Genomic DNA, 22,584 nt, shown 5'->3' on the forward strand with positions numbered 1-22,584 from the left:
GGAAGTCGTCGCAGCGTTCAGGCGGGGGAGCAGACGACCACCGGGATCACGCGATCGGTCCAGGCCGCGTAGTTGTCGAAGTCGGCGTAGAGGTCGACGAGCAGCGGCCAGAGGCGGGCGCGTTCGGTGTCGTCGGCGGTGCGCGCGGTGTAGTCCAGGGTCTGTTTGCCGATCTGAATGGTGACGGCGGGGTCGGCGGTCACGTTGTAGTACCAGGCCGGGTTCTTGGGGAGCCCGCCCTGCGAGGCGACGACGACCACGTCGTCGCCGTCCCGGAGGTACAGCAGGGGGACGGTGCGGGCCTCGCCCGACTTGCGTCCGGTGCTCGTAAGCAGGCAGACCGGGGTCGGCTTCTTGAATGCCGACCCCACCCGCCAGGTGCCGCCGAGGCGCCCGCCGGACAGCTTGAACAGCCGCGTGTTGAGGCGCGACCCGATCTTGATGATGCGCCCGACGATCGGGGAGTCGAGCTGGTCCGGGCGGGGCTGCGTCATGACGTCAGATGCGCTCGATGATGGTGGCCGTCGAGAGCGCGCCGCCCGCGCACATGGTGACGAGCGCGTGCTGCTTGTCGGTGCGTTCCAGCTCGTGGAGGGCGGTGGTGATCAGTCGCGAACCGGTGCTGCCGACGGGATGGCCGAGGGCGATGGCTCCACCGTTGACGTTCACCTTGTCCATATCGGCGTTGTGGACCTGCGCCCAGCTGAGGACGACGGAGGCGAACGCCTCGTTGATCTCGACGACGTCGATGTCGTTCAGGCTCATGCCGGTCTTGGCGAGCACGCGCTCGGTGGACTGCACGGGGCCGTCGAGGTGGTAGTACGGCTCGGCGCCGACGAGCGCCTGGCTCTTGATCCGGGCGCGGGGACGCAGACCCAAGGACTTCGCCTTGTCCTCGTCCATGATCAGAACGGCGGCCGCGCCGTCGGAGATCTGTGACGAGGTGCCCGCGGTGTGGATTCCGCCGTCGATGACGGCCTTCAGGTTCCCGAGTGATTCGAGAGTGGTCTCACGCAGGCCCTGATCGCGGCTCACGTCGAGGATCTGGCCGGTGAGCTCGCCTTCCTTGGTGCGCTCGGGTGCCTTGAGGGTGAGCACCTCGCGGTCGAAGCGGCCCTCGTCCCATGCGCGCTTGGCATTCGCCTGCGACCGGACGCCGAGGGCGTCGACGTCGGCGCGGGTGATGCCGCGGCGCTTGGCGATGCGCTCGGCGGCGTCGAACTGGTTGGGCATGTCGATGTCCCACGACGACGGGCGGCGCGGACCGGCGTCGGTGCCGACGTTGGCGCCCAGCGGCACATGCGACATCGATTCGATTCCGCACGCGATGCCGACGTCGATGGCGCCCGAGGCGATGAGGCCGGCGATCATGTGGTTGGCCTGCTGGGCCGATCCGCACTGGCAGTCGATGGTGGTGGCGCCGGTCTGCCAGGGGAGTCCGGCGTGCAGCCACGCGGTGCGGGTCACATTGTTGCTCTGCTCGCCGACCTGCATCACGCAGCCGCCGACGACCTGCTCGACGAGCGCGGGGTCGATGCCCGCGCGCTCGATGACGCCGACCTGGGCGGCGCCGAGGATCTCTGCGGCGTGCAGGCCGGACAGCCAGCCGTTTCGCTTGGCGATCGGAGTGCGTGCTGCTTCGACGATGACGGGTACACCCATGACGGTCCTCTTCTCTGAACGACGATCTGAGTCAAAACTAGAACAAGTTCTTGTTCGCGTCTATCCAGTGTGGCAGAGTGTGACCTACAGCAAATTGTAACGGGTTCTCGTTGACATGGACGGGCCCGCGACCTTTGAAATGAGGTGATGACGTGACCCAGGCGCAGAGCGTTGACGCAGCGGGCTCGTCCCAGGAATCGGCGGGTAAGTGCCCGTTCATGCATCAGGAGGGGTGGGATTTCACCAACCCCGACATGTTGCAGCAGGGTCTGCCGGTCAAGGAGTTCGCAGAGCTCCGCAAGACCGCCCCGGTCTGGTGGAACGCACAGCTGCCAGGCAAGGGCGGCGGCTTCCACGACGGCGGCTACTGGGTCGTGTCCAAGCTCGACGACATCCGTGAGATCTCCAAGAACGCGGAAGACTGGTCGGCCAACGCCAACGGCGTCATCATGCGCTTCGACGACGAGATGCCCGCCGAGCAGATCGAGGTCACCAAGGCCCTCCTGATCAACCACGACCCGCCGGAGCACACCCGCCTGCGCAAGATCGTGTCGCGCGCCTTCACGCCCAAGGCCGTCCACGCCCTCGAAGAGAAGCTCGACGACGCGGCCCGCGAGATCGTCCGCAAGGCGGCCGAGGCGGGCAGCGGAGACTTCGTCGATCAGGTCGCCGTCGACCTGCCGCTGCTCGCGATCGCCGACCTCCTCGGTGTCCCAGAGGAAGACCGCGTCAAGCTGTTCGACTGGTCGAACGCCATGATGAACGGCGACGATCCCGACTTCGAGATCGACCCGCTCACCGCGAACATGGAGATCCTCGGCTACGGCTACAACATGGCCGAAGAGCGTCGCAAATGCCCGGCCGACGACATCGTCACCCAGCTCGTCGAGGCCGACATCGACGGTGCGGGCCTGACCGAAGCCGAATTCGGCTTCTTCTTCATCCTGCTCACCGTCGCAGGCAACGAGACCACGCGTAACGCCATCACCCACGGCATCAACGCCTTCCTGGACAACCCCGACCAGTGGGAACTGTTCAAGAAGGAGCGCCCCGCGACCGCCGTCGACGAGATCGTCCGCTGGGCGACCCCCGTCAACTGCTTCCAGCGCACCGCGATCCGCGACACCACCGTCGGCGGCGTCGAGATCAAGGCAGGCCAGCGCGTCGGTCTGTTCTACGGCTCGGCCAACTACGACGAAGACATCTTCGACGACCCGTACACGTTCAACATCCTGCGCGATCCCAACCCGCACGTCGGCTTCGGCGGCAACGGCACGCACTTCTGCATCGGCGCCAACCTGGCCCGCATGGAGATCAACCTGATGTTCAACGCGCTGGCCGACCTCGTGCCCGACATCACCAAGCTCGCGGAGCCCAACCGACTCCGCCACGGCTGGATCAACGGCATCAAGGAACTCCAGGTCGACTACGGAACGAAGTCTTGAGCGACGGCCCCGCCTACCTCGACATCGACCGCGAGAACCATCCCGCGGTCCTCGCCGGACGACGTTCGCGTGAGGCCGTCGAAGCCCGAGACAAGGAAGCCTGGCTCGCGAACTTCGCGGCCGACGGGTCCGTCGAGGACCCCGTCGGACCGTCGATGTTCGACGAAGAGGGTGTCGGTCATCGAGGCGTCGACGGTCTGTCCGCGTTCTGGGACAAGACCATCGGCACCACCGAGAAGCTCGAGTTCCTCTTCGACAAAGAGATCATCTGCGGCAACGAAGTGGCGTACATCGGCAAGATCGTCACCCACATCGCGGGTCACGTCTCCGAGGCCGAAGGCGTCTTCACCTACAAGGCCGACAGCAACGGCGACCTGGTCGCGCTGCGGGCCTTCTGGGAAGTGGAAGCGACCATGAAGTCGCTGCGTAAAGCCTGATTGATTGTTGTTGGGTAAGACGGGGCGGAGAAATTCATCCCTGCGCAGTCCTCGCCGGCTCGGCCAGCGCCTCGCGGGCTGCGGGGAGCGCAGGGATGAATTTCTCCGCCCCGTCTGAGTACGACAAACGCCGCCATCCGACTCCTTCGTGGGGGTCGGATGGCGGCGTTTTTGTTGCGCTGTTGGCGCTGTGCTTCCCCGGTTCCATGAGCGGTGTGGTGTTTCGCTCCGCCCCGCCCGTTCCTTGAGCGAGCGAAGCGAGTCGAAAGGTCTAGAGGGGAACCGCTACTTCTGGGACGGGGTGAAACGCTTGGCGACGTGGGCGTCGACGGAGAGGACGCCCTGGTGGGCGATCGCGACGGCGATGAGGCCCGCGATCAGCGCCAGCGGAAGCTCGTAGCCGCCGTCGGCCGACCAGAAGCCCGCATCGATGTGAGCGATGAAGATCGCGCCGATCATGTCGAAGATCAGCAGTAGGGCGAACAGCGGGACCGCGATGCCTGCGATGAGAGCGATGCCGCCGACGAACTCCAGGATCGCAGCCACCCACGCCGACAGTGTCGGGAACGGCGCGCCCATCATGTCGAAGTTGGTCGCGACGTTGTCCATGCCGTACACGAAGAACTTCTGGCAGCCGTGCGCCAGGAAGATGATGCCGAGGATGATGCGGGCGATCGTGGTCGACAGGCCCTGCGCGTGCTTCAGAGGATTCATGCCAGCGATTTCATCACTTACCTTTCGTAAGTTCAAGTCGAGGCGTACATTGATCGGCGTGTCCGAGCCCGAAGACCTGCCCTACGACGTGTTCGCCAAGGCGTGTCCGTCACGTCGCGTGTTCGAACACGTCACTGGAAAATGGGGCGCCCTCGTGCTCGGCCGTCTCACTCGCGAGCCGCAGCGCTTCGGCGAGCTCCGTGGGCAGGTGGACGGCATCAGCGACCGTCTCCTCACCCAGACGCTTCGCACGTTGACCGACGACGGCCTCGTCTCCCGCACCGTGCCGTCGGATGCGCCCGGTCACCCCGTCTATCGGCTCACCGACGCGGGCGCCGACGTCGCAGTCTCGGTCCGCACCCTCATCTCGTCGGTGGAGAACGCGATGACGCGCGTGTCCTACCCCGCCCCTTGAGCGAGGGTGTCTTACCCCGCCCCTTGAGCGAACGAAGCGAGTCGAAAGGTCTACGCGCGTAGGACCTTTCGACTCGCTGCGCTCGCTCAAGGAACGGGCTCGGCTCGCTCGCTCAAGGAGCGGGTGGGTGGAACGTCAGTGCCCCGGCTTGTCCGCGCCGACCACCCACATGGAGAAGTACTGCGAGCCGCCGCCGTAGGCGTGGCCGAACGCCTTGCGGGCGCCGTCCACCTGGTGGGCTCCGCCCTTGCCCATCACCTGGATGGCGGCCTCGGCGCAGCGGATCATGCCGGACGCGCCGATCGGATTGGACGAGAGGACGCCGCCCGAGGCGTTGACCGGCAGTTTTCCGCCGATCGCGGTCTCGCCGGCCTCGGTGAGCTTCCATCCCTCGTACTCGGGCATGAAGCCGAGGTTCTCCAGCCACATCGGCTCGAACCACGAGAACGGCACATAGATCTCGGCCGTGTCGATCTCGTCGAGCGGGTTGGTGATGCCCGCGGCCTTCCACAGGGCTGCGGACGCGTCGCGCCCGGCCTGCGGACTCACGACGTTGCGGTGCGCGTACGAGAGCGGTTCGGTCCGCATCGCGGTTGCGTGGATCCAGGCGACCGGGCGTCCCTCGGCGACCGCGTCGTCGGCGGACGCTTCGTCGCCGATCACCACCGCGCACGCGCCGTCGGACGACGGACACGTCTCGTCGAAGCGGATCGGGTCCCACAGCATCTGCGACGCGAGGACCGACTCGACGGTGATGTCGGGCTGCTGCAGGTGCGCCAGCGGGTTCAGCGAACCGTTGAGGCGGTCCTTGGCTGCGACCATCGCGCCGATGTGGCCGGGGGCCTTCGAGTTGTGGATGTACGAGCGGACGTGCGGCGCGAAGAATCCGCCGGCACCCGCGCCGACCGGCATGGTGAACGGCACCGGGATCGACAGCGCCCACATGGCGTTCGACTCCGACTGCTTCTCCCACGACACCGCCAGCACCTTGCGGTGCACGCCGCTGCTGATCAGCGACGTTCCGACGACGGCGGTCGACGCGCCGACCGAGCCCGCGGTGTGCACGCGGATCAGACGTTTGCCGACGGCCCCGATGGCCTCGGCCATCGCGAGTTCCGGCATCATCGACCCCTCGAACAGGTCGGGGGCCTTGCCGATGACGATCGCGTCGATGTCGTCGAGGCTCACCTGAGCGTCGACGAGGGCGCGGTCGATGGCCTCGCGGACCATGCCGGCCATCGTCACGTCCTGCCGCTTGGCGACGTACTTCGTCTGCCCCGTGCCGAGCACGGCGGCGCGATTGCGGCCCATCAGTTGTTACCGCCTTCCAGGGTGACGACCATGTTCTGTTGCAGCAGCGGACCGCTGGTGGCGTGGGCCAACGCGGTGCGGGCCTCGCCCGTGTGGATGGCGTGGGCCGCGTAGCCGATGCGCTGCAGTCCGGCCGAGAAGAGGGCGTGACCGTTCATCACGCCGCCGGACGGGTTGATGCGGGTGTTCTCGCCGAGGCCGATCTCGTTGCGGATGATCAGTTCCTGATGCGTGTACGGCGCATGGATCTCGGCGACGTCGACGTCGCGGCTGCGGTCGCCGAACGCGGTGTCGGCGGCGAGCTTCGTCGACGGGCTGCGGGTGAGGTCGCGTGCGCCGAAGTTCGGGGTGTCGATGCGGTGGTCCCAACCGGTGATCCACGCCGGGTTGTCGACGAGTTCGCGGGCCTTCTCCTCGCTGGCGAGGACGATGGCGGCCGCGGCGTCGGCGTACGGTGCGATGTCGCTGCCGCGCAGCGGTTCTCGCACGTACTCGGCCGTCAGCAGTTCGTTGACGTCGGCACCTGTCGTGCGTGCGGAGACGGCCGCCATGTCGGCTTCCGTCCACATGCCCGCCTCGATGCCCGCGCGGGCCTGGATGCCCGCGAGCGACGGCGCGTCCGGCCACAGGGGAGCCACGGTGTACGGGTCGGTCTGCAGGGCCAGGACCTGATCCATGTCGCCAGCGGACGACTTGCCGAAGCCGTATGCGAGGGCGAGGTCGACCTCGCCGGTCGCGATCTTGACCCACGCCTCATAGAGCGCCCACGCGGCGTCCATCTCGACGTGCGACTCGTTGATCGGGGGCACGGCGCCGATGGCGTCGATCGCCGAGATGAACGAGAACGCGCGGCCGGCGAGGTAGTCGGACGAGCCGCTGCACCAGAAGTCGATGTCAGTGCGGCTGATGCCGAGGTCGGCGTACAGCTTGTTGAAGCAGGGGATCAGCATCTCGACACCGTTGGTGGTGCCGAGGGTCTCCGGGACGTTGGCGCTGTGGGCGAAGCCCACGATCGCGATCCGCGGGAAGTCGGTGCTCATGTGTGTTTCTCTCCTCTCGCGGATCACAGGTGGTTTCGGTACGACTCGAAGTCGGCGTCGGGCTCGCCGGTCGGCGCGAAATGACTCACGTTGCGCGCCGTGTGGTCCCACTCCTCTTCCGGCCGCCAGACGGCCTTCACCCGCATGCCCATCCGGACTTCGGATGCGTCGACGTCGAGGACCAGGTGCAGGAACGGGATGTCGGAGCCGTCGAGCAGCACGTATGCGGCGACGTAGGGAGGCTTGATCTGTTGGCCGAGGAACGGGACGTTCACGATGCAGAAGGTGGTGATGGTGCCGGTGTGGGGGAGTTCCACGCGTTCGGTCGTCAACGACCCGTCGGCGGGGGAGACGACGCGCGGTGGGAAGTACACCTCGCCGGTCTCGACACGGCCGCCGATGAGTTTGCCTGCCTTGAGTCCTTCGAGGTACCACGACTCGGTCTCGGTGGCGGTGTGCTTGACGGCCATGCCGATCGGGGTGGTGATGACGACGTTGCCGTCGGCGTCGGCGATCGACACCTCGTCCGCCGGTGCCGCGGGCGTCGAGGTCTCGCCGAGGGCGAAGTGGGAGATGTCGTCGATGCGTCCGACGCGCACGTCCCGCCAGACGGCGTGCACGCGGGCTCCGGTGCTGAGTTCGTCGGACGACTCGGCGGCGACGGCGTGCAGCAGCGCGGTGTCGGCCCCGTCGAGCTTGATCAGCGCCCACGCGAACGGCTCGTCGAGCGGTTGGGTGGGAGTCGGCGTCGGCTGCCACGTCCAACCCTGGACCGTGCCGACCGTCGAGACCTCGACGAGGTCGGTGACGGGCGCGGCGGTGCCGGGATCGAACTCGACCGGCGGAACGGAGACGCGTCCGTCGGCGGTACGGCTGCCGAGGATGCGGCCTTCGCGCAGCGCGATCGCGAACGGCGACAGTACGGGGCCGAGCGACCTCGTGTAGTCGAAGGAGTTCTTCAGTTCGGCGGCCAGGATCACCGACTCTGGTTCGGGCACCGCCACTTCGGGGCTTGTGTGTTCTGCACTAGTGGTCACCTTCGAAGTAGAACACGTTCTAGTATTGCTGGCAAGGAAAGATCTGCGAAAGGTGCACGCGCGTGAAACTCGGTCTGCAACTCGGCTATTGGGGCGCCGGACCCATCCCTCAGGCGGCCGAACTCGTCGTCGCCGCGGAGGAGGCCGGCTTCGACTCGGTGTTCACCGCGGAGTCGTGGGGATCGGACGCCTACACGCCGCTGTCGTGGTGGGGTTCGCAGACGTCGCGGGTCCGTCTCGGCACGGCTGTCGCGCAGATGTCGGCCCGCCCGCCGACGTCGCTCGCGATGGCCGCGCTGACGCTCGACCATCTCTCTGGCGGCCGTCACATCATCGGGTTGGGCGTCTCCGGGCCGCAGGTGGTCGAGGGCTGGTATGGGCAGCCGTTCGCCAAGCCGCTCGCCCGCACGCGCGAGTATGTGCAGGTGGTGAGGGATGTCCTCGCACGTGAGGGCGCGGTCCGCAATGACGGCCCGCACTACCCGCTGCCACTAGCAGAAGGGGCGGGCGTCACTGGGCTCGGCAAGCCGCTCAATCCCATCACGCACCCGCTGCGCGCCGACATCCCGATCTGGTTGGGCGCCGAAGGTCCGAAGAACGTCGCGCAGACCGCCGAGATCGCCGACGGCTGGCTCGCCGTCTTCTACACCCCGCGGATCTCCGACATGTTCAACGGCTGGCTCGACGAGGGCTTCGCGAGGCCCGGTGCCCGTCGTACGCGCGAGACGTTCGAGATCGGCGCCAACGCGCAATGCGTCATCACAGACGACGTCGCCGCGGCTCTCGATCGCTACCGTCCGTCGGCCGCGCTCTACGTCGGCGGAATGGGTGCCAAGGAGAAGAACTTCCATGCCGACCTCTACCGACGCATGGGCTACGGCGACGTCGTCGACGAGGTGAGTCGCCTCTTCCTGTCGGGCAAGAAGGCCGAGGCGATCGCCGCAGTCCCCGACGAGATGGTCCGCGAGACGATGCTCGTCGGCACCCGCGACCAAGTCCGCGAACAGATCAAGGAATGGGAGGCGTCCGGAGTCACCACGCTCATGGTCACCGCCCGCGACACCGACACCATCCGCGAACTCGCAACGCTCGTCTGATCGACGACTGCGTCTAAGGTCCCCAGTTCGGGCTTGCCTGGGACAGATGCCTCAGTCAATCGTCAGAATCGGGGAACATTACGCGACGTAGTCGCGTGATGCCGGCTATCTCTCGCGCCTTGCGTGCTGTGGGACCACCCTCGCGTACGTGGGGAAGACCCCCAGAAGCCAGCTCAACGACCGGTTGCGACAAGGCTCAGAGAACTCGCCGACCCCGGGCCGGTCAACGCACGGCGACGACGATCCGGCCGCGGGCCATGGTGTCGGGGCGGTGGGGGACATAGTCGAGGTCGGAGGCTGCGTCGGCTTGCCCGACGTCGGAGGTGACGGAGAAGCCGTGGTCGGCGAGGATGTCGCGCATCCGATCGGGTGTCCATGCGGAGACGTGGCGTTCGGACGCCATCGGGTTGGGCCGGTTCGCGATGGCGAAGATCAGCTTCAAGCCGAGATTGAGCAGGCCGCCGACCCGGTGTCGTGTCGGATAGGTGGCGATCAGCGTCGAGCCGGGACAGGACGCGACGGCGATGTCGCGGAGCGTCGCACCCACTTGGGTGTCGGTGAGATAGGGGAGCACGCCCTCCCAGATCCACGTCGTCGGGCGATTCGGATCGTGGTCTGCCGCCGTGAGAGCGGCGCACAGGTCGTCGACGCCGAACTCGACGGGCACGAACGCCACGCGGGACGCCACCGGTTCCACGTCTGCGGTGCGTCTGCGTTTCTCCGCCTGCGACGCGGGCTGGTCGACCTCGAACACTGTCGCGTTCGACAGTTCGGCCATCCTCCAGGCGCGCGCGTCGAGCCCGGCGCCGAGCACCACCACTTGCGAATGGCCTGCGACGCGGACAGCGTCGTCGATGGTGACAGTCCTCGACACGAGGACGTCGACCGTCGACAGCAGGAACTCGTTGACGATCCGATCGCGCCAGTCGTCGATTCGACCGCCGCGCGCCGATTCGACGGGGCGACGTTCGTTCTCGTCCAGCAGCCGGACGGCGACGGGGTCGGCGAATCTGCCGACCGCGAGCCGACCGTCGGCGACGGCTCTGGCCTGGCAGACGAGGACAGCCGTCCGGCTGGCCCGTGTCACTCGATCACGGTCACGGGGCGACGACGGTCGAGGTGCAACTGCGCGCCGGAACGGCCCACACCGCATTCCGGTTGGTGGTGGTGAGCGTCAGCTTCACCTTGCCGGGGCCGAACGTCGACCGCTTCACGGTGAAGTTGTGCACGCCGGTGTTGGGCGGTCGGACGACGCTGTTGTCCACCAGCACGCCATGACGCCCGGTTGTCAGGTTCTTCCAATCCAGCCGCGCGTGAGACGAGTAGCCGACGAGCATCCACGCGCTCGAATAGGTGATCTGGAGATACGTGGTTCCCGCGTACTCCGACACGAACACACGGTTCGGCTGGTACGGCAGGTCGACGACGTTGGGACTGAGGTTGGTGCAGTCGCCGAGCGGGTACGACTTCGTGGCGGCGCCAGCGTCGCCTGCGGGAGCCGCGACGAGGGCCAGGACGCCGGCCGCGGCGACCGCTCCCGCTGCGAGTCGAGTTCGAATGGACATGAGGATGACCTCCTGCAGTGATCGGCTTATGTCCTGATTGTCGTCCGGCGGCACAGATTTGTTAGTCCGAATGGCGGATTTATGTCAGGACGCCGTCCGAACGGGCACCGAAGAGGTGAATGCGGCGGCGATCTCGGCGGTTCTCCGAGTCGCATCGGAGCTGGTCGCTTGTCCTTGTGCATGCTGCCTGGCGATCTTCGACAGGCTGTCCGCACCTTCGTTCAGCAACACGCCGCGGTGCCCCGCCACCCACCGGAACTCCAGGCGACCCTGGTCAGCGGTGATCTCACTGCGGAGGGCGCGGAGCATCGGCGACGCCGCGAGCAGCCAACCCGGCCCGGGTTCGGCGTTGCGCCAGGCGGCGAGGTCGTCGAGGGCCGGGCGGCAGTCGACGAGCAGGGCGAGGCGCCGGACCGGGTTCGCCTCCACCGCTGCGGCCACGGCCTCCAACTCGGCGACCATGACCCGGTGCCCGTGCAATCGGCCGCCGACGTCGACCCGGCCGCTCCAACCGAACTCGCCGGTCTCCGACAGCCATCCGGAGCCGATCGCCGCACCCTTCACCGATCCATCCGTCGCCACCGTGAGAGGTGCGATGGTCTGCGCCGTTCGCCGGAGCCACAGCCGCAGAGCGGACGAGACCAGATCGAGCGGACGGTGATCGTGCCGGTGGGCGGATTCGACCCGTACGCGGGGAAAGCACGCCTCGAGGTCGCGGGCGTGTCCCGTCTTCAGACGTGGCGGTCCGATGTCCACGACGAAGCGGATCGAGACCTCGGCGGCAATGGACCGGCGGACCGCGTGGACGGCGTCGATCGCCGCGACCCGGGGCCACCGGGTCGCGACCTCCGCCGACCACGTGCCGAGGCCCGATTTCGCGAGATATCGACAGTGAGCGTCGTCGGATCGCATGACGGCGAGGTGAACTGTGTGAACCGGGAGCAGTCGTGGCAGGACGATTCCCGGTGCCAGTGGACGTGCCGTCGGAATCGGTGTCATCGAAAACTCCCTCCACCACTCGTTTCGAGGTGTGGAGGGAGGTTATCGACGACCTACGACAATTCGCGTCACTCGCCGGTGAAGACCGGCTTCTCCCGGTTGGCGAAGGCGCGGGGTCCGATCTTCGCGTCGGCAGAGGCGAACACGGCGGCGCCGAGCTTCGCGTCGATCTTGAACGCCTCCTCTTCGTGCAGGCCCTCGGAGTCGCGGATCGTCTTGAGGATGGCCTGGACGGCGAGCGGGCCGTTGGCGGCGATCTGGTCGGCGATCTCGAGGGCCTTGTCGAGGGCGGTGCCGTCGGGCACCAGGTAGCCGACGAGGCCGTACTCCTTGGCCTCGGCCGCGGTGATGTGACGGCCGGTCAGGAGGATGTCGGCGGCGATCGTGTACGGGATCTGGCGGACGAGGCGCACGGCGCTGCCGCCGAGCGGGAACAGGCCCCACTTGGCTTCGGAGACGCCGAACTTGGCGCTCTCGGCGGCCACCCGTATGTCGGTGCCCTGCAGGATCTCGGTCCCGCCCGCGATGGCGGGGCCTTCGACGGCCGCGATCAGCGGCTTCGTGAGACGACGCCCCTTGAGGAGGGCGGGCAGACGTGTGAGGTCCCAACCGCCCTCGGCGAACTTGTCTCCGGGAGCCTTCTTGTTCATGTCCTTCAGATCGGCGCCCGCGCAGAAGTAGCCGCCCGCGCCGGTCAGGATCGCGACGCGGATCTCCGGGTCGGCGTCGACCTGGTCCCAGGCGTCCTCCATGATCCGCATCATCTCGCCCGACAGCGCGTTGCGCGCCTGCGGACGGTTCATCGTCACGATCAGGACGTGTCCGCGCTTCTCGACGAGGCATTCGGGGGCGGTGGTCTCTACGGTCATGGGTCCTCCGGCGTCTTCGGGGCGGCTCGACTTCGTGCGACGGGCGTGCGCCAGTGTCTCCGAAGTCCTTGCGGCGAACAATAACACGTTCTAGTTTTGACGAATGGCCTTCACGATTGCCGATCTGATCGAGCACGCCGTCGACCTGATGCCCGACCGCATCGCGCTCGAATCCGGCGACGAACAACGCACCTACGCGCAGATGGAGGCGCGGTCGAACGCGCTCGCCCACAAGCTCCGCGAACTCGGTGTCCGACCGGGCGACGCGGTGGGGCTGTACAGCCGAAACACGATCGAGTCCGTCGAGGCGATGATCGCGATCTTCAAGGCGCGCGCGGTGATGGTCAACGTCAACTACCGCTACGTGGAAGCCGAACTCGAGCACATCTTCGCCGACTCCGGCATGACGGTGCTGATCCACGAATCGCAGTACACCGACCGCGTGTGCAACGTGTTCTCGAATTCGACGTACGGCGTGACGGCCCGAATCGTGATCGACTCCGCTGGTCCAGCGACGGACGCGCAAGGAGACGAGGGAGACGTCGCCGTGATCGGCTACGAGGACGCGATCGAGTCGTCGTCCACCGAGCGCGACTTCGAAGAGCGCAGCAACGACGACCTGTACATGCTGTACACCGGCGGGACGACGGGCAAGCCGAAGGGCGTCGTCTGGCGGCAAGAGGACGTGTGGCGGGTGCTGGGCGGCGGCATCGACTGGTACTCGGGCCGCCCCGTCGAAGACGAGTGGGAGCATGCCAAGACTGGTGCCGCGGGTGGTCAGCTCGTGCGGTTCCCGATTCCGCCGTTCATCCACGGGGGAAGCCAGTGGGCCATCTTCCAGTCGTTGTTCGCGGGCGGCAAGGCCGTGGTCTACCCGGACTTCGACGGCGCGGCCGTGTGGGCCGCGGTCGAGAAGCACAAGGTGAACGTCGTCTTCGTGACCGGTGACGCGATGGCGCGGCCGATGATCGACGCGCTGGACGAGGGCGACTACGACACGTCGTCGGTGGTCTCCGTGGCATCGTCGGCGGCACTGTTCTCGCCGTCGGTGAAGGACCGCTACCTGGACGCGTTCCCCAACGCGGTGATCGTCGACGCCATCGGGTCGTCGGAGACGGGCTTCGGCGGCATGGGGATGGCGGTCAAGGGGCAGAGCCGCGTCGGCGCGCCGACTGTCAAAGCCGACCCGAACACCCACGTGCTCCGCGAGGACGGCACGCAGATCGAGCCGGGCAGCGACGAGGTGGGCCGCCTGGCCCGCACCGGGCACATTCCGCTGCGCTATCACGGCGACCCGGCGAAGAGCGCCGAGACGTTCGTCGAGTACGGCGGCACCCGGTACTCCCTGCCCGGCGACTTCGCGCGGATCGAGGCCGACGGCACCATCACCATGCTCGGCCGCGGATCGGTGTCGATCAACACCGGTGGCGAGAAGGTGTTCCCGGAAGAGGTCGAGGCCGCTCTGAAGGGGCACCCGGACGTGTTCGACGTGAGTGTCGTCGGGGTGCCGGACGACCGCTTCGGGCAGCGGGTGGCTGCCGTGATCCAGTTGCGCGGCGGCGACCGACCGTCCCTGACCAGCCTCAACGACGTCGTCCGCGCCGACCTCGCCGGCTACAAGACTCCCCGCAGCGTGTGGTTCGTCGACGAACTCAAGCGTTCGCCCGCGGGCAAGCCCGACTACCGGTGGGCGTCGAGCGTGACAGCCTCGCGCGCCGCCGACGAAGCACTGTAGAAACCGATAGGAAACCTCCCGACATGAAGACTCCCCTCACCGAGAAGTTCGGCATCGACTACCCGATCTTCGGGTTCACCCCGAGCGAGCACGTCGCGGCCGCCATCAGCCGCGCGGGCGGACTCGGCGTCCTCGGCTGCGTCCGGTTCAACGAGCCGGAGGAGCTCGACGCCGTACTCGAATGGATGCACGAGAACACCGACGGCAAGCCGTTCGGCGTCGACGTGGTGATGCCAGCCAAGATCCCGACCGAGGGATCGAAGGTCGACCTCGACTCGATGATCCCGCCGGAGCACCGCGCCTTCGTCGAACGGACGCTCGACGACCTCGGCGTCCCGCCGCTGCCGGACGGCGGCGACCGGATCAACACCGGCGTCCTCGGCTGGCTCCATTCGGTGGCCCGCTCGCACGTGGACGTCGCGATGGAGCACACCCGCAAGTACGGGCAGATCAAGCTGATCGCGAACGCGCTCGGCTCGCCGCCGGAGGACGTCATCGCGCTAGCCCACGAGAACGGCGTGCAGGTCGCTGCCCTCGCCGGGGCGAAGGAACACGCGCTCAGCCACGTGAACGCGGGCGTCGACATCGTGATCGCGCAGGGCTACGAGGGCGGCGGCCACACGGGCGAGGTCACGTCGATGATCCTGTGGCCCGAACTCGTGGACGCGCTCGGCGACACCGCACCGGTCTTGGCGGCGGGCGGCGTCGGCGACGGGCGGCAGATCGCCGCGGCCGTCGCGCTCGGCGCGCAGGGCGTCTGGATGGGCACCTACTGGCTGACCGCGGCCGAGTACAACCTCGGCGCGACCGGCGACGGGCCGTCCACCGTGCAGAAGGCGTTGCTCGCCGCGACGTCGCGCGACACCGTCCGTCGCCGCATTTACTCGGGCAAGCCCGCCCGCCTGCTCAAGACGAAGTGGACCGACGCGTGGGACGCGCCGGGCGCACCCGACGCTCTTCCCATGCCGTTGCAGAACCTGCTGGTCGGGGAGGCTCACGCGCGGATCTCGTTGGCCGACGATCCGGGTGTGGTGGCGATGCCCGCCGGTCAGATCGTCGGGCGCTGCAACGAGATCACGCCCGTTGAGGAGCTCATCGACGGGCTCGTCACCGAGTACAAGAACGCGGTAGCGCGGATGGGTGCGACGTTGGACTGACCTGGAGTCGATCACACCCGGAGGCCCCGGTTGTTGTGCGAGCCCGAATGGGCCGCGTGACAGCCGGGGCTTCTGCGTCTGGGTAGACGTCGGCCGATGCGGCTGGTGCAGTCTTCTTGCCGAAAGTGTTGCGCGCGTACCAGGATCTCATTATATTAACGAGTGCTAATTAATTTAAATGTCACTGACTGGAGGTGGTTATGTCTGTCCTGCAGACTGCGATCGACCCCACCGGCGAGGATTTCCTCGACCGATGCCGTGAGTATCTGGAGCGCATTGCCGAGATCGAGGCCGATCATGCACAAGCGGTCTCGGCCGGTGGGCCTCGGTACACGGAGCGACACCGCGAACGCGGCAAGCTCTTGGCGCGTGAGCGCATCGAACTGCTGCTCGACCGTGACGCCCCCTTCCTGGAGTTGTCGCCGCTGGCGGCATGGGGCACGCAGTTCCACGTCGGCGCGAGCCTTGTGACTGGGATCGGGGTCGTCGAAGGAGTCGAGTGCGCGATCCTCGCGCACGAGCCGACAGTCAAGGGCGGTACGGGCAATCCGTACACGGTGCGCAAGTTCTTGCGCCTGTTCGACATCGCGCGGGAGAACAACCTGCCGTTGATCTGCCTTGTCGAATCCGGCGGGGCGGATCTGCCGACGCAGAGCGAGATCTTCGTTCCCGGCGGCAGGCAGTTCCGGGACCTGACCCAGGCATCCGCGGCCGGGCGGCCGGTCATCTCACTGGTCTTCGGGAACTCGACGGCCGGAGGCGCCTACGTCCCTGGCATGTCCGACTACACGGTGATGGTCAAAGAAGGCGCCAAGGTATTCCTCGCCGGACCACCGCTGGTCAAGATGGCGACCGGTGAGGAGTCCGACGACGAGTCGCTCGGCGGCGCCGAGATGCATGCGCGCACCTCGGGGCTGGCCGACTACCTCGCCGTCGACGAGCTTGACGCGATTCGCATCGGCCGACAGATCGTGGCCCATCTCAATTGGCGTAAGCCCGGTCCGGGTCCGTCGATGCCCGACGATCCTCCGGTGCATGACATCAACGAGCTGCCCGGCATCGTGCCGATCGACATCAAGCAGCCGTTCGATCCGCTGGAGGTGATCAATCGCCTGGTCGACGGTTCGCGATTCGACGAGTTCAAGCCGCTCTACGGGACAAGTCTGGTCACCGGGTGGGCATCGATCGAGGGCCATCCGGTAGGGATTCTCGCCAACTCGCGCGGAATCCTCTTCAGTGAAGAGTCGCAGAAGGCGGCGCAGTTCATTCAACTGTGCAATCAGATCGACACTCCGCTGATCTTCCTGCAGAACGTCACCGGATTCATGGTCGGCAAGGAGTACGAGCAGAACGGCATCATCAAACACGGTGCGATGATGATCAACGCGGTGTCCAACTCCACGGTGCCGCACCTGACTGTGAACATGGGCGCGTCGTACGGCGCCGGAAACTACGGCATGTGCGGCCGGGCCTACGGACCCCGGTTCGTGTTCTCCTGGCCGAACTCCAAGACCGCAGTCATGGGCGGGCAGCAGCTTGTCGGCGTCATGTCGATCGTTGCACGACAGTCCGCGGCGGCCCGAGGCGTGGAGTTCGACGAGGCCGCAGACCAGGCGTTGCGCGAGCAGGTCGAGACCCAGATCGACACGGAGGCGATCGCTCAGTTCATGTCGGGAAAGGTCTTCGACGACGGAATCATCGATCCACGGGACACCCGCGTCGTTCTCGGCTACTGCCTCTCCATCGTCAACAACCAACCGATCGAGGGCGTCAAGAATGCCTTCGGCGTCTTCAGGATGTGACCGCATGATCAATCGTGTACTAGTCGCCAACCGCGGAGAGATAGCTCGCCGTGTCTTCCACACGTGCCGCCGCAACGGAATCGGCACCGTAGCGGTCGCTTCAACAGCCGACCGGCGAGCCAAGCACGCCGCGGACGCCGACATCGTCGTCGATCTCCCTGGATCGAGCGCCGCAGACACCTACTTGCGCGGCGACGCGATCATCGCTGCGGCTCATCGTGCGGGAGCCGACGCAGTCCATCCCGGCTACGGCTTTCTCTCCGAGAACGCAGCCTTCGCACGCGATGTCATCGACGCCGGGCTGACGTGGATCGGACCGCCGCCCGCTGCGATCGAGGCGATGGGTTCCAAGGTCGAGTCCAAGCGTTTGATGGCCGACGCCGGGGTGCCGGTGCTCGCCGAGCTCGCCCCGGAGTCGATCACAGACGATCACCTTCCGGTGCTGGTCAAAGCGTCGTCGGGCGGCGGCGGCCGTGGTATGCGGATTGTTGAGACCCTCGAGGAACTGCCGGCGGCGATCGCGGCTGCCCGGGCGGAGGCGGCCTCGGCGTTCGGAGATCCGACGGTGTTCTGCGAGCAGTACATCGCCGATGGTCGGCATATCGAGGTGCAGATCCTCGCGGATCGGCAGGGCAACGTGTGGCCGCTCGGTGAACGCGAATGCTCCATCCAACGCCGCCATCAGAAGGTGATCGAAGAGTCCCCGTCGCCGATGGTCGACGACGAGTTGCGCCGTTCCCTGTGTGCTGCGGCGGTGCTCGCCGCGAAAGCTGTCGACTACGTCGGCGCGGGCACCGTGGAGTTCCTCGCAGACAGACGAGGCAGATTCTTCTTCCTTGAGATGAACACCCGACTTCAGGTGGAGCATCCGGTCACCGAATGCGTCACGGGAATGGATCTCGTCGGGTGGCAACTGCGGATCGCCGAAGGGGCCGAACTGCCGACCACCGAGATACCCGAATTCACCGGGCACGCGATCGAGGCTCGACTGGTCTCGGAGGACCCGGCGGCCGACTGGCTTCCGACGAACGGGCCCATCCATCGGTTCGAGGTGACCCGCGACCACACTGAGTTCGGGATTCCGGAGCTTCCCGGCCTGCGCGTCGACAGCGGCTTCGGCGGCGGCGATGTCGTCAGCGTCCACTACGACGGCATGCTGGCGAAAGTGATCGCATGGGCGCCGACGCGGAAGGAGGCCGCCCGCCTGCTGTCGGAGGCCTTGGCGTCCAGCCGACTGCACGGACCGGTCACCAACCGCGATCTGCTGGTTCGGGTCCTGCGCCATCCTGAATTCCTGTCCGGCGACATCGACACGGGCTTCTTCGGCCGCGACTCCGCCGCCGACGTCTTCGCGCCGCTCGCTGATCCGAACACCGTCGGCTACGCAGCGATCGCCGCCGCACTCGCGGCCGCGGCCGAGCGCCGGGACAATGCTGTGACTGCTCCCAAGGCCCCCTCTGGCTGGCGCAACGTGCCGTCGATACCTCAACGATCGGTGTTCGCCGCCCGGAACGGCGATGCCATCACCGTTGACTATCGGAACTCGCGGGACGGGTTCGTGGTCGAAGCCGGTGACGGCAGCCCTGTGCCGACGGTATGTTCGGCCTCGGCCCGCCGGGTCGGCCTCGCCGTCGACGGGGTGCGCTATCAGTTCGACGTGGCCGCCACCGGCGACCGCGTCGACGTCGATTCGGTTCTCGGCGCGGTCACTCTGGCTGAAGTCCCTCGATTCCAGGACCCGGGCGCCGATGTCGCGGTCGGTTCCCTCGTCGCACCGATGCCTGCGACCGTCACGTCTGTCGTCGTCGCCGAAGGCGACAGCGTCACCGGGGGATCGGCGGTCGTCACGCTCGAGGCGATGAAGATGCAGCACACCGTTTCGGCTCCCCACGACGGCGTGGTCTCCGCCGTCAACGTGGCAGTGGGGCAACAGATCGAGGCCGGCCATGTTCTCATCGTGATCGATGACTCCTCCGAAGGAGACTCCGAATGACCACTGCAACGACAATTCCCGAGGCGTTCGCGCAGCATGTGACGCAGCGTCCGGACTCGACAGCGATCCGCGATGTCGGCGGCGATGGACTGACCTGGCGACAGTACGGCGCGGAAGTCGAGCGTATCGCGGGAGGTCTCGTCGGGCTGGGTCTGCGGCGTGGCGACACGATGGCGACGATGTTGACGAACCGCACCGAGCACGCCCTGGTCGAGATGGGCGCCAACCATGTCGGGATCACCACCTTCGCCATCTACAACACGAGTTCCCCGGAGCAGATCGAGTTTCTACTGACTAACTCAGGGGCGGCGATCGTCGTCACTGAGCGGCAGTTCGTCGACCGGATCCGTGCGTCGGGAGTCGACGTCCGGACACTCGTCCTCGAAGACGGCGACGTTGACGCCCTCACCCCGGACGCCGGCTTCGACTTCGAGGCCACGTGGAGGGCCGTCCGCCCGGATGACGTCCTCTGCCTGATCTACACCTCGGGCACCACCGGTCCGCCGAAGGGAGTCGAGCACTCGCACCACAACTTCATCGAGATGGCCAAATCGATCGTCGCACGCTTTCCGATCACGCCAGATGACCGGACCGTGTCGTACCTGCCGACCGCGCATCTCGCCGACCGCGGCGTCCTCTACTACACGAATACGATCTACGGCGGTCAGATCACGATGTGCCCCGATCCAGCTCGTCTCGGCGAGGCGATGGTGGAGGTCCGCCCGACGACATTCGCTGCGGTGCCTCGAGTGTGGGAGAAGCTCAAACTGGCGGTGGAGGCGGTCCTGCGCGGGAACCCCCAGATGCAGGCCGCATTCGACGCCGACGATCCCGCCGTCCTCGCCGCGGTCAGAGCCAAGCTCGGCTTCGACCAGCTCGTCTGGGCTCAGTCGGGATCGGCGACCCTCAATTCGGAGATCCTGTCGTTCTTCACCAAGATCGGCGTGCCGACAACGGATCTGTGGGGCATGTCCGAGATCGGGATCGCGACGGCCGCGCCGATCAGTGCAGCGAAGCCCGGTACGGTCGGCACCGCCATGCCGGGCTATGAGTTCAAGCTGGCGCCTGACGGGGAACTGCTGGTGCGGTCGGACTTCTTGATGCTCGGTTACCGGAAGTCGCCGGAGAAGACGGCCGAGGCGTTCGACGAGGACGGCTGGCTTCGTACCGGCGACATCTTCACCGTCGACGCCGAGGGCTACTACACGATCATCGACAAGAAGAAGGAGTTGATCATCAACTCCGGCGGCAAGAACATGTCGCCGGCGAATATCGAGAGGGCGGTGCGAGACGCCTCTCGGCTTGTCGGGCCGATGCTGGCGCACGGTGACGGTCGTTCCTACAACGTCGCCTTGATCACCGTGGAACCTGCCGTGGCGGAGGAGTTCGGGGTGACCGCGCGGGCGGAGGATCTATGGCGGGAACCCACAGTTGTCGATCTGGTGCGTAGGGCCGTCGCGGAGGGGAATGCCCGTCTGTCCCGAATCGAGCAGATCAAGAGATTCAAGATCGTGCCGACGGTCTGGGAGCCGGGGACCCCGGTGGTGACGCCGACGGGCAAGCTCAAGCGAAACGTGCTGCGCGCGCAGTACGCGCAAGATATCGATGAGCTCTACGCGGCCGAGCCGGCCTCCGACGTGTACGAGCCTCATGGGCGTGAAGCATGAGCGCGGTCGTGGTCGATGATGCCGACGGCGTCTTGACCGTGACGATCGACCGACCCGACCAGCGCAATGCCTTGTCACAGGAGGTCGTCGCCGCTCTGCACTCGGCGATCGATACGGCGCGATCGGAGTTTCCGCGAATCCGTGCACTGGTTCTGCGCGGAGCTGGCGGCGCCTTCTGCGCCGGTGGCGACCTCAAAGAGTTTCAATCCGTGTTTCAGGATTCGCCCGGGCGCCGAGCGGAGATCGCCCAGGCCAATCGTCGAGGGGGAGAACTGTTCGCGGGTTTGGCAGACCTTCCCTGCGTAGTGATCGCCGCCGTCGATGGCCCGGCGATCGGCGGGGGATTCGGCCTGGCGGCGGCAACGGACATCACGATTGCGACGCGGCGGTCGGTGTTCGCGATGTCGGAGACCAACCTGGGGCTGCTGCCCGCTCAGATCGCGCCGTTCGTGGCCGCGCGCATCGGTGTGCACCACGCCAGACGGCTAGCCGTCACGGCGAGCCGTTTCAAGGCCGACGAGGCGTATCGGATCGGGCTGGTCGACGACGTCGTCGACGACGCCGCTGCGCTCGGACACGCGGTCACAGAGTGCACCTCTCGGGTATTGAGATGCGCCCCGAATGCGAATGCAGCGATCAAGCGACTGCTCGCCGACCTGCCTGGTACGTCCCGTGATCACCTGCTCGATGGTGCGGCGGACGCGTTCGCCGAGGCGATGCTCGGGACCGAGGCGAGGGCTGGGATCCGTGCATTCCTGGACGGCACGGTTCCGCCGTGGACGGTGGCACGGTGACCGGCGTCGTGCGTCGGCCGGGACCAGTGAGACTGGAGGTCGACGGTGGCCTCGCAACGATCACGTTGAGCCGCCCCGACAAGGCCAATGCGATCGATGCCGAGGTCGCCGCCGGTCTCGTCGCGGCCGTCAGTGATTGCCGGGGTCAACAGATCGTCGTGCGAGCGATCCTGCTGCGCGGCGACGGTGATCACTTCTGCGCCGGTGGGCAGGTGGAGGACCTGCTCGTCGAGCCTACTGCCGCACAAGCGATGGTCACGACACTGACCAGAGATCTGAACGCGACGGTGCGAATGCTGGTCGAGGCCACTGTTCCGGTGGTTGTCGCGGTTCGGGGGTTCGCAGTCGGCGGCGGACTCGGTCTGGCATGCGCGGGCGACCTCGTGGTTGCAGGCACGTCGGCACGGTTCCTCTCCGGGTTCAGTCGGATCGGACTGGCGCCGGACTGTGGTGTGGGGTACACGCTGCCGCGGCTGATCGGACAGCGAGCGGCGACGGACATGGTGCTGACCAACAAGGTGGTCGACGCCGACGAGGCGATGCGTCTCGGGTTGGTCTCGCGGGTCGTGCCCGACGAGGAACTGGACTCGGTCGCAGCACAGCTTGCGCGCGGACTCGCCACGGGGCCCTCACTGGCCTTCGCCGAGTCCAAGCGGATGCTCCGCGACGACATGAGTTCACTGGCAGCGCACCTTGTCGACGAGGCCGCGGTGCTCAGGTTCCTCTGCCTGACGAGCGATGCCCAGAGGGGGATCCGCGCTCAGTTCGGTGCAGGCACACCGCTGTTTCGGGGCGAATGAGTCCCGCGATCCACCGAGGTCCCGCCGCGATCAGCGGCGGGACCT

21 protein-coding genes are annotated in these 22,584 nt (G+C 66.9%); 11 read left to right on the top strand and 10 right to left on the bottom strand.

What is annotated here, in order from left to right:
• Positions 1–17: 17 nt before the first annotated feature.
• Entirely contained in the window at positions 18–494 is a 477-nt protein-coding gene (locus GYB83_RS00080; RefSeq protein WP_161893549.1) for a nitroreductase family deazaflavin-dependent oxidoreductase, read from the bottom strand.
• 4 nt (positions 495–498) lie between these two features.
• A complete protein-coding gene (locus tag GYB83_RS00085) occupies positions 499–1,662 on the bottom strand; it encodes a steroid 3-ketoacyl-CoA thiolase (RefSeq protein ID WP_161893550.1) in 1,164 nt (387 codons plus the stop codon).
• A 218-nt stretch (positions 1,663–1,880) separates the two neighbouring features.
• Here GYB83_RS00085 and GYB83_RS00090 point away from each other — a divergent pair, with 218 nt between their 5' ends.
• Complete coding sequence (locus tag GYB83_RS00090) at positions 1,881–3,107, top strand: cytochrome P450 (protein WP_186349693.1); 1,227 nt, start codon at positions 1,881–1,883, stop codon at positions 3,105–3,107.
• Positions 3,104–3,544: a nuclear transport factor 2 family protein gene (locus GYB83_RS00095; protein WP_161893552.1), complete on the top strand. Its 441-nt coding sequence runs from the start codon at positions 3,104–3,106 to the stop codon at positions 3,542–3,544. Before GYB83_RS00090 ends, GYB83_RS00095 begins: the two co-directional genes overlap by 4 nt.
• A gap of 285 nt (positions 3,545–3,829) precedes the next feature.
• On the opposite strand, the gene GYB83_RS00100 is transcribed toward GYB83_RS00095, so the two are convergent.
• A complete protein-coding gene (locus tag GYB83_RS00100) occupies positions 3,830–4,258 on the bottom strand; it encodes a DoxX family protein (protein WP_161893553.1) in 429 nt (142 codons plus the stop codon).
• 58 nt (positions 4,259–4,316) lie between these two features.
• On the opposite strand from GYB83_RS00100, the gene GYB83_RS00105 reads away from it, so the two are divergent.
• Complete coding sequence (locus tag GYB83_RS00105; RefSeq protein ID WP_308469403.1) at positions 4,317–4,673, top strand: winged helix-turn-helix transcriptional regulator; 357 nt, start codon at positions 4,317–4,319, stop codon at positions 4,671–4,673.
• Between the two features lie 135 nt (positions 4,674–4,808).
• Here the strand turns inward: GYB83_RS00105 and GYB83_RS00110 are convergent, their stop codons facing one another.
• The 3 genes from GYB83_RS00110 to GYB83_RS00120 are packed head-to-tail and all read right to left on the bottom strand — an operon-like array spanning position 4,809 to position 8,028.
• Positions 4,809–5,984 (bottom strand): thiolase family protein, encoded by a 1,176-nt coding sequence (locus GYB83_RS00110; protein ID WP_161893555.1) that lies wholly within the window; start codon positions 5,982–5,984, stop codon positions 4,809–4,811.
• On the bottom strand, positions 5,984–7,024 hold the full coding sequence (locus GYB83_RS00115; RefSeq protein ID WP_161893556.1) for a thiolase family protein: 1,041 nt from the start codon (positions 7,022–7,024) through the stop codon (positions 5,984–5,986). The genes GYB83_RS00110 and GYB83_RS00115 overlap by 1 nt, the downstream gene beginning before the upstream one ends.
• A 23-nt stretch (positions 7,025–7,047) precedes the next feature.
• A complete protein-coding gene (locus GYB83_RS00120; protein ID WP_161893881.1) occupies positions 7,048–8,028 on the bottom strand; it encodes a Zn-ribbon domain-containing OB-fold protein in 981 nt (326 codons plus the stop codon).
• 95 nt (positions 8,029–8,123) lie between these two features.
• Here GYB83_RS00120 and GYB83_RS00125 point away from each other — a divergent pair, with 95 nt between their 5' ends.
• On the top strand, positions 8,124–9,158 hold the full coding sequence (locus GYB83_RS00125) for an LLM class F420-dependent oxidoreductase (protein WP_161893557.1): 1,035 nt from the start codon (positions 8,124–8,126) through the stop codon (positions 9,156–9,158).
• A gap of 223 nt (positions 9,159–9,381) precedes the next feature.
• On the opposite strand, the gene GYB83_RS00130 is transcribed toward GYB83_RS00125, so the two are convergent.
• The 4 genes from GYB83_RS00130 to GYB83_RS00145 all read right to left on the bottom strand — a co-directional run bounded on the left by GYB83_RS00130 (position 9,382) and on the right by GYB83_RS00145 (position 12,591).
• Positions 9,382–10,245, bottom strand: coding sequence for a class I SAM-dependent methyltransferase (locus GYB83_RS00130; protein WP_161893558.1), 864 nt, complete (start codon positions 10,243–10,245; stop codon positions 9,382–9,384).
• Between the two features lie 10 nt (positions 10,246–10,255).
• A complete protein-coding gene (locus GYB83_RS00135; RefSeq protein WP_161893559.1) occupies positions 10,256–10,723 on the bottom strand; it encodes a hypothetical protein in 468 nt (155 codons plus the stop codon).
• 84 nt (positions 10,724–10,807) lie between these two features.
• Positions 10,808–11,722 (bottom strand): RNase H family protein, encoded by a 915-nt coding sequence (locus GYB83_RS00140; protein WP_161893560.1) that lies wholly within the window; start codon positions 11,720–11,722, stop codon positions 10,808–10,810.
• Between the two features lie 68 nt (positions 11,723–11,790).
• On the bottom strand, positions 11,791–12,591 hold the full coding sequence (locus GYB83_RS00145; RefSeq protein WP_161893561.1) for a crotonase/enoyl-CoA hydratase family protein: 801 nt from the start codon (positions 12,589–12,591) through the stop codon (positions 11,791–11,793).
• 103 nt (positions 12,592–12,694) lie between these two features.
• Here GYB83_RS00145 and GYB83_RS00150 point away from each other — a divergent pair, with 103 nt between their 5' ends.
• From GYB83_RS00150 to GYB83_RS00180, 7 genes are all read left to right on the top strand, one after another.
• Entirely contained in the window at positions 12,695–14,326 is a 1,632-nt protein-coding gene (locus GYB83_RS00150) for an acyl-CoA synthetase (protein ID WP_161893562.1), read from the top strand.
• A 23-nt stretch (positions 14,327–14,349) separates the two neighbouring features.
• The gene (locus GYB83_RS00155) at positions 14,350–15,483 is read left to right on the top strand and encodes an NAD(P)H-dependent flavin oxidoreductase (protein WP_161893563.1); all 1,134 of its coding nucleotides are present in this window, start codon (positions 14,350–14,352) and stop codon (positions 15,481–15,483) included.
• 200 nt (positions 15,484–15,683) lie between these two features.
• Complete coding sequence (locus tag GYB83_RS00160; protein WP_161893564.1) at positions 15,684–17,285, top strand: acyl-CoA carboxylase subunit beta; 1,602 nt, start codon at positions 15,684–15,686, stop codon at positions 17,283–17,285.
• 4 nt (positions 17,286–17,289) lie between these two features.
• Positions 17,290–19,278 carry an ATP-binding protein gene (locus GYB83_RS00165; RefSeq protein ID WP_161893565.1) on the top strand — a complete coding sequence of 663 codons (1,989 nt, stop codon included), beginning with the start codon at positions 17,290–17,292 and terminating at the stop codon, positions 19,276–19,278.
• On the top strand, positions 19,275–20,945 hold the full coding sequence (locus tag GYB83_RS00170) for an AMP-dependent synthetase/ligase (protein ID WP_161893566.1): 1,671 nt from the start codon (positions 19,275–19,277) through the stop codon (positions 20,943–20,945). The genes GYB83_RS00165 and GYB83_RS00170 overlap by 4 nt, the downstream gene beginning before the upstream one ends.
• Positions 20,942–21,739, top strand: coding sequence for an enoyl-CoA hydratase/isomerase family protein (locus GYB83_RS00175; protein ID WP_161893567.1), 798 nt, complete (start codon positions 20,942–20,944; stop codon positions 21,737–21,739). Before GYB83_RS00170 ends, GYB83_RS00175 begins: the two co-directional genes overlap by 4 nt.
• A complete protein-coding gene (locus GYB83_RS00180) occupies positions 21,721–22,539 on the top strand; it encodes an enoyl-CoA hydratase/isomerase family protein (protein WP_161893568.1) in 819 nt (272 codons plus the stop codon). Before GYB83_RS00175 ends, GYB83_RS00180 begins: the two co-directional genes overlap by 19 nt.
• Positions 22,540–22,584: the final 45 nt, after the last annotated feature.

It is taken from the genome of Gordonia spumicola (genome assembly GCF_009932475.1).
Classification (GTDB): domain Bacteria; phylum Actinomycetota; class Actinomycetes; order Mycobacteriales; family Mycobacteriaceae; genus Gordonia; species Gordonia spumicola.

Excerpts from the sequence above, each read along its gene's own strand:
- GYB83_RS00080 (WP_161893549.1), bottom strand. The coding sequence starts at position 494 with ATGACGCAGCCCCGCCCGGACCAGCTCGACTCCCCGATCGTCGGGCGC.
- GYB83_RS00085 (WP_161893550.1), bottom strand. The coding sequence starts at position 1,662 with ATGGGTGTACCCGTCATCGTCGAAGCAGCACGCACTCCGATCGCCAAG.
- GYB83_RS00090 (WP_186349693.1), top strand. The coding sequence starts at position 1,881 with ATGCATCAGGAGGGGTGGGATTTCACCAACCCCGACATGTTGCAGCAG.
- GYB83_RS00100 (WP_161893553.1), bottom strand. The coding sequence starts at position 4,258 with ATGAATCCTCTGAAGCACGCGCAGGGCCTGTCGACCACGATCGCCCGC.
- GYB83_RS00110 (WP_161893555.1), bottom strand. The coding sequence starts at position 5,984 with ATGGGCCGCAATCGCGCCGCCGTGCTCGGCACGGGGCAGACGAAGTAC.
- GYB83_RS00115 (WP_161893556.1), bottom strand. The coding sequence starts at position 7,024 with ATGAGCACCGACTTCCCGCGGATCGCGATCGTGGGCTTCGCCCACAGC.
- GYB83_RS00135 (WP_161893559.1), bottom strand. The coding sequence starts at position 10,723 with ATGTCCATTCGAACTCGACTCGCAGCGGGAGCGGTCGCCGCGGCCGGC.
- GYB83_RS00140 (WP_161893560.1), bottom strand. The coding sequence starts at position 11,722 with ATGACACCGATTCCGACGGCACGTCCACTGGCACCGGGAATCGTCCTG.
- GYB83_RS00145 (WP_161893561.1), bottom strand. The coding sequence starts at position 12,591 with ATGACCGTAGAGACCACCGCCCCCGAATGCCTCGTCGAGAAGCGCGGA.
- GYB83_RS00150 (WP_161893562.1), top strand. The coding sequence starts at position 12,695 with ATGGCCTTCACGATTGCCGATCTGATCGAGCACGCCGTCGACCTGATG.
- GYB83_RS00155 (WP_161893563.1), top strand. The coding sequence starts at position 14,350 with ATGAAGACTCCCCTCACCGAGAAGTTCGGCATCGACTACCCGATCTTC.
- GYB83_RS00160 (WP_161893564.1), top strand. The coding sequence starts at position 15,684 with ATGTCTGTCCTGCAGACTGCGATCGACCCCACCGGCGAGGATTTCCTC.
- GYB83_RS00165 (WP_161893565.1), top strand. The coding sequence starts at position 17,290 with ATGATCAATCGTGTACTAGTCGCCAACCGCGGAGAGATAGCTCGCCGT.
- GYB83_RS00170 (WP_161893566.1), top strand. The coding sequence starts at position 19,275 with ATGACCACTGCAACGACAATTCCCGAGGCGTTCGCGCAGCATGTGACG.
- GYB83_RS00175 (WP_161893567.1), top strand. The coding sequence starts at position 20,942 with ATGAGCGCGGTCGTGGTCGATGATGCCGACGGCGTCTTGACCGTGACG.